Here is a 12,319-nt window from a genome sequence, read left to right on the forward strand (position 1 = left end):
GCTTTTTTACATAGAATTAATAAAAATTACTTACGTATAGCTTAGAGAAAAGAGGGGAGAGCGTCGGGAGCAGTTCTCGACGCTTCCCCTCTTTGGTCGAGTAGATTGAAGGACGTGTTACGGAGCCCTTCGCACCCTCACAGAACCGGACTTGTGCTAGTAACACATCCAGCTCTTCATCAAACGTTCAAGTCACCCAGTTTTACGTATATACGGGGGAATGGTAGCGGATTAAATTTAAGGAGCTTTTAAACCTGTTCCAGTTCATTCGCTTCTTTTGTCCTCTCCGTGAAAGCCAGAATTTAAGGCGACATTGCACATGCCTCAGGAATCTTGCTAGAGATATATAGTCTCCAGTGACTCCGTAATAGCGATAGTGACCGACAAGCTTGATACCAAGTTGCGTAAGCGTACAAACGGGCACACCTGTATATCAAGAGAGATCTGGAGTATTATCACTTTGGGCATGTTGGGGCATGCGGCAGTCGGTCGGCAATGCATCAGACCAGGGTAACAAAATGTCAATCTCTTAACATGCACGTTCTGCGACGGCGTATTCAGCTTGCGTTTATGTTCCGGTCAGTAGCTGCCTTCTTACAGCTGGGACTGCTGGGATAGGAACAAAGGCTTTGTCACCTATTTTCTTTACATATTCATGGAAGAAGCAGACTACCATTTTATGGCTAAGCCATGTCGCCCAGATGCAACCTTTGCATTTATTCATAAATACACCACCTTTCCAGGACAATAAAAAACTCCCGGTGCTCTACCGAGAGTTCTAAAAAATACTCTATATTCATTAAGCCAGTCAATGTCGGTAGCTGCTTCGGCAAATATGGCTCAAATATTAATATTCTTATTTAATGGCAAAGGGCCTCGCTACATAATAAATAATAATCCACCAATAAATAGCAAACCAAGCAATAGCCCGCCAACGATAATTCACTAATAAATGAATAATGAATATCATATTTTATGACAAAATCCAATGGGAACATCGCTGTATGAATAAATTATGAGAAGAGGTAAAAAATGGAGAAGAAAAAAAATTTAGTTCGGGCGGCTCTCGTGGTCGACCCGGATACTGGATACCCGGTTCCGGACTATTTCGGTACCGCCAACTGGGCCTATAGTCCGCCGCTGAGAAAATTTGTTGATGCAATGCCAAGACTCGGACCTGCCGGTGCAAACGCTTTGGGCCAGTATATCCCGGTTGCTGTCGCCGATTCTACGACCTATCCGGGCTCTGACTACTACGAAATCGCTGTGGTTGAGTTTAAAGAGCAGATGCACTCGGATCTGCCACCCACCACGCTCCGAGGCTATGTGCAATTGTCTACAACAGTCGTTCCCGGTGCGCAAATTGCTTTGACCTATAATGGTACGCCGATTATAAAAGGTGATGGCACCCAGGCTTACGGTGTGGATGCGCCCCATTATATGGGGCCTGCCATTATTGCCACCCGTGAAGTACCGGTGCGCATCAAGTTTTACAATTTGCTTCCTACCGGCGCTGGCGGGGACCTCTTCATCCCGGTGGATACAACCGTTATGGGGGCGGGGCATGGACCGCTAGTAATGGATGCCATGCCTATGCATTACACGCAAAACCGTGCCGACATCCATCTCCATGGTAATAACACCGTCTGGATCAGCGATGGGACGCCGCACCAGTGGATTACCCCGGCGGGAGAAGACACTCCCTATCCTGAGGGTGTAAGTGTAGTGAATGTCCCTGATATGGAGAATGTAGACGACCCCCGCGATGGGATGCAGACCTTGTACTACACCAACGCACAAAATGCCAGGCTGATGTTCTATCATGATCACTCATATGGTATCACTCGCCTTAATGTCTATGTAGGAGAAGCCGCAGCTTATCTACTGACAGACCAGGTCGAACAGGATCTGATCAATGGCGCCAACGAATCCGGCGTCAACCCGGGCCTGGAAAAGATTCTCCCTGATCTTGGGATTCCCCTGGTCATCCAGGACAAAACTTTCGTTGATACCAACACCATTCTCAATACGGACCCGACCTGGATCTGGGGGACAACACCAGGCACACCCAATACCGGCGACCTCTGGTATCCTCACGTCTATAGCCCAGCCCAGAATCCCTGGGATCCCACCGGAGCAAACCCGTTTGGCCGCTGGATGTACGGTCCGTGGTTCTGGCCGCCCACGGCTAATGTAAAACATCAGCCGGTGCCGAACCCGTACTACGATCCCGAAAATGCACCCGAGCAACCGCCGATGATACCCGCGATGCCTTTCCCCTCAATGCCGGGCGAGGCGTTTATGGATACACCTATTGTCAACGGCACGGCCTACCCCTACCTGGAAGTAGAGCCCAAGGCTTACCGCTTCCGCATCCTGAATGCCGCCGATGACCGTTTCTTTAACCTGCAGATGTATGTAGCGGATCCTGCCGGCTACATCTCACCTGAGACAGGATATGCTTCAGAAGTCAAGATGGTATCTGCTGCCGGAACAACGGGCCTTCCAGCCGACTGGCCGAGTGGTATACCCGATCCGGCCCTGAAAGGACCAGACTGGGTTCAGATCGGCACCGAAAGCGGTTTCCTGCCGGCGCCTGTGGTGATACCCAGCCAGCCGATCACCTGGAACCTGAATGCGACAAACTTCAACTTCGGAAATGTCGACCAACACTCGCTTCTACTGGGAACCGCAGAACGGGCGGATGTCATCGTTGACTTCTCCCAGTATGCCGGGCAGACCCTCATTCTCTACAACGATGCTCCCGCAGCTTTCCCGGCAGCCGACCCTCGCTACGATTATTACACGGGTAACCCGGACCTGACTGGCGAGGGTGGCGCCCCGTCCACACAACCTGGCTACGGTCCCAACATCCGTACGATCATGCAGATCAGAGTGGCGGCTTCTACTCCCGCTCCTGCGTACGACATAACCGCGTTAGAAGCAGTGTTTGCTAAAACAGGCACGAAAAGGGGCGTCTTTGAAGCGTCCCATGATCCGATCATCATGCCACAAGCCGCTTACAACTCCGCCTACAACGTGACGAATCTCCCTGCCGATGCTGCCAGCGCCTACGTGCTGCTTCAAGAGTTCTCCAAAACTTTTCGGCCGATAGACGCAAGCGGAGCACTTCTGCCACCTGTTACCCTGCCGATTGAACCGAAGGCTTTGCAGGACGAGATGGGTGAAGTATACGACACCGGGTATGGACGGATGAGTGGCATGCTTGGGCTCGAATTTCCGGTCACCAGTTCCAACTTCAGCCAATTTGTAGTCTACGGCTTTGCCAGCCCGCCCGTTGAGATTATCAAAGGCACCGCAAATCTTAATGCGACTCCCATTGGCTCTTTTAATGATGGGACTCAGATCTGGAAGATTACTCACAACGGTGTGGATACCCATACCATTCATACTCACCTGTTCTCAGCACAGCTCATCAACCGGGTTGCCTGGGACGGAGCCATGCTACCGCCTGCTCCCAACGAGCTGGGCTGGAAAGAAACTTTCAGGGTGAACCCGCTCGAGCATACGATCATTGCGCTGAGACCGAGTATTCCCAACCCTTCACAGGTACCCTTCGAGGTACCAAACAGTGTTCGCCTGATCGACCCGACCATGCCCGAGGGATCTGTACTAACACCGCCACCACCCGCAGGATGGTTCGACCCGTTAGGTAATCCAATTAACCAGGTGACCAACCACTACGTGAACTTCGGTTGGGAGTACGTGTATCACTGCCATATCCTCGCCCACGAAGAGATGGATATGATGCACGCGATGGTGTTTGCTGTTCCGCCGAAAGCACCATCTAATCTCGTTGCTAATCTTTTCGGTAACGGCTTAAACAGGCGTGTAGTTTTAACATGGATGGGCAGTTCCACAAACGAGACTAGCTGCACTGTCCAGAGAGCGGCCAGTAGTGCTGGCCCGTGGACTACTCTAGCAACGCTGCCATCCGGTTCAAATTCATACACCGATCCAATCGACATCACAAGCAACGCTTACTACTACCGGGTATTTGCCTCCAACACTGTCGGTGACACCGCCACTCCCGGCTTCCCAACAATGACAGTAGACTCTGATTTTTCCAACGTCGTGCAGGTTGGTCAAAATCAAGATCAACCACCAGCGGCTCCAACCAACTTGACGGCAACGCTGCTAACCGGACCGAGAGTTCGTCTGACCTGGTGGGACAATGCCTTTACCGAGACCGGTTATGTGGTCGAACGCTCTGATAATGGGGAACCCTACTTTACGCTCGTCACAGTACCGATATATAATACAGGTAACGCCAACTACACTGATACAACTGTCATGCCTGGCAATGACTACACCTACCGGGTCGCGGCCGTGAATGCGGCAGGATTGTCAACTTACTCTAACACGGCAAACGTGAATCTGCTTACTGCACCCGCAGCACCATCTAATGTGATAGCCATAGCCGAAAGGGTGGGAATTGGCTCTAACGACTTGGTCACGTTAACCTGGAGCGATAATGCCAACAATGAGACCAGCTACAGAATCCAGGGAGCTACCAACGCAACCTTTACGAATAACCTGGTAACCAGCACGGTTGGCGCCAATACCATCATGTACCAAACCATCGTACCGCGCTTCACGACATATTACTTCAGAATCCGGGCGATTAGTGGTGCAGAACGGTCAGTTTGGGTGAATGCTAATCCATTCCCTATAATTACACCGTAAGTCGTTAACAAGTGAGTTAATGAACAGGAGGGAGCTTATGCTCCCTCCGCTTGATTATTTAATCTTTCCTTATCCGATTTACACTAGTCTCGTACTTATTGAGGTAATCCTCCAGGGTTATCTTCCTACAAAGCTATGCTATCAGTTCTCATTTTGGGCATGTTGGGGCATGTCTCATCGGCATGCAGGATATCCCGCTTGACCAACTGCTCATGCATCCAGTCATAAATTATCTTAAGCCACGGATCTGCAACAGCTAACAGCCAATTGGCCATCGTCTGGCGGGATAGATCAATGCCCAACCGGGAAAACTGCTGTTCCTGACAAAGTTGCGTATTGTCTCTTCCGGTTTGTCGTGCAAGTGTTCTTTCAACCATTGGTTCACGGCGGCGCATTTCTGTTTGAGTTTCTTCTTACTGGTTCTGAGTATTACGGCGTATTTTCCGTCTTTTCTCCCTTTTCCGTTGATGAATGTGAACCCAAGAAAGTCAAAGGTGTTTTTGTCTTTGGCAAACCGTCCGAAGCGTATTATATTGCTCTTTTCCTCGGAAAGCTCTAAGCCGAATTTTGCCAGTCTGATTTTTATGGCTTCAAAGAACGCCTTGGCTTCAAACTCGTACTGAAACATGAAGGCTACGTCATCAGCGTAGTTATAGCAGATGAATTGGCTTGAGAAAAACTTGAGAAAATATTTTCTCAAGATAGTAACTGGAATATTTTTCATGCCTCCCCAAAAGCCTTTAAAAATAATCATTCTGTATAACGCTGTATCACGCTATATAACAAGATTTACCAACTCTTAATCGTCAGGTTGAAGGTTCGAGTCCTTCATGGCCCACCAGAAAAAGGAGAAACGGCAAAGCTTCCGGAAGAAGGAGTGCTTGCCGTTGTGCTTTTCTTGTGGGCAAAGAGCAATTAACCCATCTTTTTAACAGATGGGTTAATTTTTTGAGTTAAGACATTTTGGGTTTGAAAGTTTCGCAACAGGTATTCTCAGACATGTTGCAAATCTTATTATCGACACTTGACCTGACCTCAATATTATCTGCAAGACACTTACCGGTATCGTTGTGATGGCACTCTTCAATTTTACAGTTAATACCTTCCGGCATCAGCGCACCTCCTTTAATCCGGTTTTAATTATTTTAACCACATCTAAGGAAGTGATACTTTTAAAATTTTGTTAATCATATAAACAATATAATTTATTTCTTTTGTTTCTTCTCCTGCTGCATAGCCTGCTCCGCCAGTTCAACCAGTTCAGCAGCAGTAGAAACGTCTATGGTGGGGACTGCGCTGATCAACCCGATGTCCGGAACGCTGTGTCCGGGCTCCAGGGTCTTAACTCTGGTCCGAATTCTATCGACTACCACAGCCGCTCCTTGGGCGTCTGTTTCCGGTAAAATAGCCATAAACTTTTCGTCGCTATAAAGGGCCAGGAAGTCTCCTGGGCGGTTCAGCTCTTTGTTAATTGCGCTTCCCAGCAGCTTAAGGTATTTGTTGTCTTTCTGACTGTTGTGGCCGGCGCTGCACATCACCAGGGTAAGTGATCTTACGGTGCGGGCTGCCCGTCCCCATTCCCGCCTCAGGTAATCTTCAAAAAAGCGGCGGTTGGGGAGCCCGGTAAATTCATCAAAGTAGTTATTACTAATTTTTTCCTGCGCCTGCTTTTGTTCAGTAATGTCCAGGCCCGAACAAATATAACTCTCAAATCCTCCCCCGGGTGAAGTAACCGGCTTACCCTCTTCCAAAATCCAGCGGTACACACCGTCCGCCCGCCGCAGGCGATACTCATAGCGGTTGCTTTGGCGGTTGCCACAAGCTTCTTCAACAGCTTTCAGATAACCCTTAATGTCTTCAGGATGCAGGCCATCCGACCACCCGCTTCCAATTTCCTGCTCTAACGTGCGGCCGGTGAATTCCAACCAACCTTTATTAAAAAATGCGCCTGTTCCGTTGTGGTTTAACACTTTGACTAATAACGGGATATTATCAATTAAATTTTGGAAAAAGCTGTCACTCATGTTGGGCGACCTCCTTTCATTTCCTTTGGTTCGATAACTTTCACCTTCTAAAACATTGCCCATTCAATATTATTTGTTTAAAAAAGGCTTAAAATGTCGGCTTAATATTTAGACATTAACTTCATAATTCCTTCTATGAAAAATTAATTTTTATAACCCTTAAGAACTGTGATAAAAAATATCTCCCTTTTTCTCATCCATGTTATATTATGTAAATATCACCCTTATTATTGAGTTTTAAACTGCAGCGACAGCACATTGAGCCGGTCAACCATGCGGATCAACTTTTTAGTCAGGGAATCTATGTCGTGCAGGTTCTCCATCTGAACTTTGGTATCGCTCCCGGCGCCGGAGCTTTTTTTGATTGATTTCAGCAAGCCGTTAATGATACCGCTCTGGCTCCGGATGATGTCTTCAATGTTGGCCGATTGCTGTTGGGCTGAGGAAGCCACGGCCTCGATAAAGTCCTTGCTCTGCAGAAGAGACCTCATTACTTTTTCCAGAGAATCCCCAGCTTCAGTGACCGCCTCCTGTCCTTCCGAGAGGCTTTTTATGTTTGAATCCATGGCTTTTTCCGCAGCCGACCAGGTATTATCAACATCAGCCAGTTCACTGGACATTTGGCTAACCCGCTGCGCAGATTCCTCGGAGATGGCATGCAGGGTCTCCGCAGCGCGAGCAAGTTCCTCATTTCCCGAACGGGCCGCCTCCAGCGCCACCTGAACAGTGCAGGAGTTGGTTTTTTTGAGCAGCTCAGAAAAATCGGCGATGGTTTGAGAAAACTGCCGGGCTTTCTCATCCACCTGCCTGATTAAGTTCCGGGTGCCGGCAAGAGACCGGCCTGATTGCTGAATGTTGTCACCGACCCTGGAGATGTCATTGACCCCTTTTTCGCTCACTTGAACTGTCTTTTTTACTTCACTTAATATTTGCAGGATCCCGTCCATAGCGTTTTTGGACTGTTCAGACAACTGCTCCGCCAGGGAAGAAGATTGTTTTAAAATGGCCACCTGCTCCTCTGTTCCCTGTTTTAATAAATCGAAGGTCTGGGATAACTTGTTGTTGGTCCGGCCGGAAGTTTGGAGCTGGCCGATGATTTGCTCTGCCGATTTATTGATGTCAATCACGCTGGATTGTACCGAATGGATCAGGTTGGCCAGGTGGAAGGTCATGGTGTTGAAAGAATTGGCCAAATCCCCCAGTTCATCCTGACTATAAATTCGAACCTTATAAGAAAAATCTCCGGTGGCCAGCCTTTCGGTCGCAACGGTCAAATCCTGAAAGGGCTTTTTAAGCATTCTTTTGGTAATGAGCTGGGCCAGAAAGATGCCGGCAATGATTGCCGCCAGGCAGATCAGTATAATACTAACGGACGTTTGCCTGGTCTGCCCGGTGAGTCCGGCCAGGCTCACACCCATGCGGAAATAGCCTATAGTGCTGCCGCCGGTAGTCTTAACCGGAGCATAAAAGTCCATCAGGGCGGGTTTACCGGCATCGTCTAAAAGCAGATTCACAGCATCTGATTTTATAGACATGACGTTCTTGGTGGCGTCATCATCCACCTTTTTCCCAACCTGCCTTTCATCGGTGTGGGCAACTACCCTCCCCCATTCGTCCAGGACCATAACATAACTTACGTCCTGGTACTTGCCGATGGCTTTAATAATGCTGTTGACGTAATCTAAATTGCTGCTTTGCAGGTAGTTTGAGAAATATGGCAGGGCGGTATGGACGATGCTCCATCCTTTATCCTTGAATTCAGCTTTAAAGAGCGCCTGCTGTTTCAGAATTACAGATATGCCTACAACCGATATCAGAAATGTTATTAAAAGGCTCAAGGCTATGGCAATCTTGCTTGTAATTGATAAGCGGGATGCACGGAAGTTACTTTTGCCGGTTTTAAGCTTTTTCATCATAATGCCTCCTTCATTGATATTTTCATAATAATTTGATCCGGTGTCCGACTCCTGTCAGGGTAGCGGCAAGGCGCCCGGCCGGCATCTCAATAACCATACGGGAACCTGCCACGATGGGACTGAACCTGTAAGGCTGTATGTTCTCTATTATACGAAGAATGTATAAATCTTCATTTAAAAAAATCACATCAATGGGAAAACGCATAAAACAAGTATGTACCGATTTGCATGGCCGAATGATTAAAGCCTCATCGCTTTTCAAGCCGCCCCTGCCAATCAGTCCCTTCAGTCTTGTCTTAAAATCATCAGCTATTTGAACCATATTGGCTAATACAGCACCGTTGGTAATATTTATTAACTTCATCGCTTCACCCCGCGGTATGTTTCTTAAACTTAAAAAGCATTGGCAATTTTAAGGGCTGCAGGCCCCAATAGAACTACGAAAATGGCCGGGAAAATAAACAGCACCATGGGAACCAACATTTTCACCGGAGCTTTCATAGCCATTTCCTCAACCCGCTGGCGGCGCCTCTGCCGGATCTGCTCGGACTGCAGGCGCAGAATATTACCGATGCTTACCCCCAATTGATCAGCCATAATAACGGATCCTGTGAAAGTTGACAGGTCATCAACATCAACCCGGTTGGACATATCCCTCATAGCTTCAATTCTGGGTTTGCCCATCTTAATTTCCTTTAGCATTAATGTGAATTCCTGGGATAATGCGCTTTTGGTTTTTTCCACAACCTTCATCAACGCCCCGTCGAAGCCAAGTCCGGCTTCAACGCTGACAGTGAGCAGGTCCAGGACATCCGGCAAAGACTTTTCAATTTCCCGCATACGGTTTAGACCCTTACTATTAATATAGAAATCCGGCATGTACCAGCCCAGCCCCAGTCCGGCGGCACTCAAAACCATCGCTTGCATAAAGCCTTTCCCCAGCATATCGCCAAGCATCCATAACAGGGCGGCCCCCGCAATACCGGCCAGGTATTTTATAACCAGCAGCTCTCTGGGCTCTATGGCTTCATTGAGGTTAGCTTTGACCAGTTTGCGGCCCAACTGGGTCTCTTTTTCAATTGGCAGCGCCTTGATCATCCATAAAGACATCTTGAGCAGTATTGGCTTTACTGCCCGTCGATAAAAGGGAACCCTCAATTCCTGCTCTCTGACGGTAGTAGTCCGGCGGCTGACCACCTCAGCAACCCTCTGTTCAATTTCCCGGCGGCCTTTGAACAGAAAGTTGTATAACAATAGGGACAAAAGCAAAGCCTCGATAAAGATTGCCGCGAGGATTAGTAAAAGCAAGATAATTCCCCCTAAGCCGGTATATTGACTATCTTACTGATTATAGACAGCCCTATAACCTGCGATAGTACCGCAACAAAAACTAACAATAAACCTGTTTTATTATTAAACAGAACCGCTATGTATTCCGGGCTTATCAAATATATTACTACCGTTAAGAAAACGGGGAGAAGACCGATAATCAGACCGGAGATACGCCCTTGAGCGGTCAATGTTTTTATTTCACCCTTAATCTTCACTCTTTCCCTGATCGTGGATGCAATAGTGTCAAGCACTTCGGCGAGGTTTCCTCCCACCTGCCGCTGAATCATAACGGCAGTGATTACCAGTTCGAGGTCTTCGCTGTTTAGCCTGGCAGCCATGTTTAGTAACGCCTCATCAGTCGGGGCGCCCCAATTCATTTCCTGGAGGGCGGCTCCGAAGTCCTTGGATATCGGAGGGGGCAGTTCCTTACGAACCATATCCATGGCCTGCAGAAAGCTGAAACCCGAGCGCATCGAATTAGCCATAATCACCAGGGCATCGCCAATCTGAGCGTTGAATTTATTAAGCCTCTTTGTCTTGGCCCGGCGAAGAAAGAATTGAGGCAGGTAAACACCGAGGGCCGCCGCAATAAGCCCGGCCACCATGTTCCTGGTGGCAAGGGTAACCAAAAAGGTTCCGGCAATGGGCAGGATCAGCATCAAGCCCATAAACTCTTCGCCCTTTAGCGGAATATCTGCTTTGGTTAATTCACTCTCAAACTTACTCGTTAACTTGCTGGTCAAAAATAAACGGCCGGTCAGTTCCAGGATCCTGTGACCTCCCCCGGCATTACTTTTTGCTTTAACCTTTTCAACCACAACTTTCATCCGGTCACCGATGATCCTGTGCAGCCGCAGGGCTATTTGCTCCTGCTCCCCGGCCTTTAGCTGTTTAAAACCCAGGAAAAAAAGCAGAATTGAAAGAAAAACCAGGCAGAAGATGGCCATAAGGGACACTTTAAGACCTCCCGTCAATCATTACAATATAGATGGATCAAAAGCTTCATAGGGTATATTTATCCCGTGCGCCTCCAGCTTGTTGATGAACTTCGGCCTGATGCCTGTGGCGATGAACCGCCCCTTTTGTCTGCCTTCAGGATCGGTTCCTTCCTGTTTGTAGACATAAATATCCTGCAAAACAACGATGTCCCCTTCCATACCCTGCACTTCGGTAAGGTGCGTGATTTTTCGTGACCCGTCCCTCAAACGGCTCTGCTGGATAATCAAATCTATAGCTGAAGAAATCTGTTCCCTGATAGCTTTAACCGGCAGGTCCATACCCGCCATCAAAACCATCGTTTCAAGCCTTGACAGCATGTCACGGGGCGCATTGGCGTGCCCGGTAGTCAACGAGCCGTCATGACCGGTATTCATAGCTTGAAGCATATCCAGCGCTTCCCCGCTGCGGACTTCGCCGACCACAATACGATCCGGACGCATGCGGAGGGCATTGCGCACCAGATCACGGATGGTTATGGCTCCTTTGCCTTCAATATTGGGAGGGCGGCTTTCCAGGGTAATTACGTGCTCCTGTCTTAGCTGGAGTTCGGCCGCATCCTCGATCGTTACAATTCTTTCATCATTGGGTATAAACGAAGATAGCACATTAAGCGTGGTGGTTTTACCACTGCCCGTCCCCCCGGAAACAAGGATATTTAGCCTGGCCTTAACACATGCCTCAAGAAAACCGGCAATTTGCGGGGTAAGTGTGTCAAATTCGACCAGATTATCGATAGTCAAGGGGTCTTTGAAAAACTTACGGATCGTGATGGCCGGCCCTTTTAAACTAAGTGGGGGGATAATGGCGTTGACCCTGGATCCATCCGGCAGGCGTGCGTCGACCATAGGCATACTTTCGTCGATTCGCCTGCCCAGCGGAGTTACGATTTTTTCAATAATATGCATGACATGGCCGCTGTTGCGAAAAAACAGGTCGGTTAATTCTATTTTACCTTTTCTTTCCACGTATATTTTATCCGGACCGTTAACCATAATCTCTGTAATCTCAGGGTCATTTAATAGTGAGGTAATCGGTCCAAAAGCAATGGCGTCATCAGAGATTTCCTTGGCGATCCGTAGACGATCCAGGCGGGGGATACTGCTTTCTTCATTCTCCAGCAGCTCAAGTACCATCCTCTCGATTTTACCGGATAATTCTTCCTTGCTGTTTTCTCCTTCTGGCGCCGCTAAGTCCTTCAGGTCCTCGATTACCCTCTTATGGATGGATGTCTTAAGGCTTTCGTATGGGTCCTTCTTAAAGGCTGCTATTTTCTTGGAGTTGTCTTTTATTTCCGGTTGAGCGGCCTTTTGTTTTTCAATCCTGGCTAGAAGTGACATAACC

The 12,319-nt window shown here is 48.3% G+C and carries 9 protein-coding genes and 1 pseudogene; 1 reads left to right on the forward strand and 9 read right to left on the reverse strand.

Annotated features, from left to right (window positions below; translation table 11 throughout):
• Positions 1-1,032: 1,032 nt before the first annotated feature.
• Positions 1,033-4,707 (forward strand): hypothetical protein, encoded by a 3,675-nt coding sequence (locus tag Psch_RS02590; protein ID WP_190239028.1) that lies wholly within the window; start codon positions 1,033-1,035, stop codon positions 4,705-4,707.
• Between the two features lie 170 nt (positions 4,708-4,877).
• On the opposite strand, the pseudogene Psch_RS02595 reads toward Psch_RS02590, so the two are convergent.
• From Psch_RS02595 to Psch_RS02635, 9 genes and pseudogenes are all read right to left on the reverse strand, one after another.
• Positions 4,878-5,030, reverse strand: a pseudogene (locus tag Psch_RS02595) (IS66 family transposase); the annotation flags it as partial.
• On the reverse strand, positions 4,964-5,461 hold the full coding sequence (locus Psch_RS02600) for a reverse transcriptase domain-containing protein (protein ID WP_345789055.1): 498 nt from the start codon (positions 5,459-5,461) through the stop codon (positions 4,964-4,966). The pseudogene Psch_RS02595 and the gene Psch_RS02600, both read right to left, overlap by 67 nt.
• Positions 5,462-5,660: 199 nt before the next feature.
• Positions 5,661-5,819: a DUF1540 domain-containing protein gene (locus tag Psch_RS02605; protein WP_134217459.1), complete on the reverse strand. Its 159-nt coding sequence runs from the start codon at positions 5,817-5,819 to the stop codon at positions 5,661-5,663.
• A gap of 93 nt (positions 5,820-5,912) precedes the next feature.
• Positions 5,913-6,731, reverse strand: a complete 819-nt coding sequence (locus tag Psch_RS02610; RefSeq protein WP_190239030.1) for a sensor domain-containing diguanylate cyclase — start codon at positions 6,729-6,731, stop codon at positions 5,913-5,915.
• Positions 6,732-6,958: 227 nt separating this feature from the next.
• A complete protein-coding gene (locus Psch_RS02615) occupies positions 6,959-8,647 on the reverse strand; it encodes a methyl-accepting chemotaxis protein (protein ID WP_190239031.1) in 1,689 nt (562 codons plus the stop codon).
• Between the two features lie 22 nt (positions 8,648-8,669).
• Positions 8,670-9,011: a DUF192 domain-containing protein gene (locus tag Psch_RS02620; RefSeq protein WP_190239032.1), complete on the reverse strand. Its 342-nt coding sequence runs from the start codon at positions 9,009-9,011 to the stop codon at positions 8,670-8,672.
• A 29-nt stretch (positions 9,012-9,040) separates the two neighbouring features.
• Positions 9,041-9,955 carry a type II secretion system F family protein gene (locus Psch_RS02625; RefSeq protein WP_190239033.1) on the reverse strand — a complete coding sequence of 305 codons (915 nt, stop codon included), beginning with the start codon at positions 9,953-9,955 and terminating at the stop codon, positions 9,041-9,043.
• A gap of 11 nt (positions 9,956-9,966) precedes the next feature.
• Positions 9,967-10,926 (reverse strand): type II secretion system F family protein, encoded by a 960-nt coding sequence (locus Psch_RS02630; RefSeq protein WP_243124020.1) that lies wholly within the window; start codon positions 10,924-10,926, stop codon positions 9,967-9,969.
• A 30-nt stretch (positions 10,927-10,956) separates the two neighbouring features.
• Positions 10,957-12,315 (reverse strand): TadA family conjugal transfer-associated ATPase, encoded by a 1,359-nt coding sequence (locus tag Psch_RS02635; RefSeq protein ID WP_190239035.1) that lies wholly within the window; start codon positions 12,313-12,315, stop codon positions 10,957-10,959.
• Positions 12,316-12,319: the final 4 nt, after the last annotated feature.

The sequence above is a fragment of the Pelotomaculum schinkii genome, from assembly GCF_004369205.1.
Classification (GTDB): domain Bacteria; phylum Bacillota; class Desulfotomaculia; order Desulfotomaculales; family Pelotomaculaceae; genus Pelotomaculum_C; species Pelotomaculum_C schinkii.

Coding starts and splice junctions, on each gene's coding strand:
- Psch_RS02635 (WP_190239035.1), bottom strand. CDS start 12,315: ATGTCACTTCTAGCCAGGATTGAAAAACAAAAGGCCGCTCAACCGGAA.
- Psch_RS02610 (WP_190239030.1), bottom strand. CDS start 6,731: ATGAGTGACAGCTTTTTCCAAAATTTAATTGATAATATCCCGTTATTA.
- Psch_RS02600 (WP_345789055.1), bottom strand. CDS start 5,461: ATGATTATTTTTAAAGGCTTTTGGGGAGGCATGAAAAATATTCCAGTT.
- Psch_RS02605 (WP_134217459.1), bottom strand. CDS start 5,819: ATGCCGGAAGGTATTAACTGTAAAATTGAAGAGTGCCATCACAACGAT.
- Psch_RS02615 (WP_190239031.1), bottom strand. CDS start 8,647: ATGATGAAAAAGCTTAAAACCGGCAAAAGTAACTTCCGTGCATCCCGC.
- Psch_RS02590 (WP_190239028.1), top strand. CDS start 1,033: ATGGAGAAGAAAAAAAATTTAGTTCGGGCGGCTCTCGTGGTCGACCCG.
- Psch_RS02620 (WP_190239032.1), bottom strand. CDS start 9,011: ATGAAGTTAATAAATATTACCAACGGTGCTGTATTAGCCAATATGGTT.
- Psch_RS02630 (WP_243124020.1), bottom strand. CDS start 10,926: ATGGCCATCTTCTGCCTGGTTTTTCTTTCAATTCTGCTTTTTTTCCTG.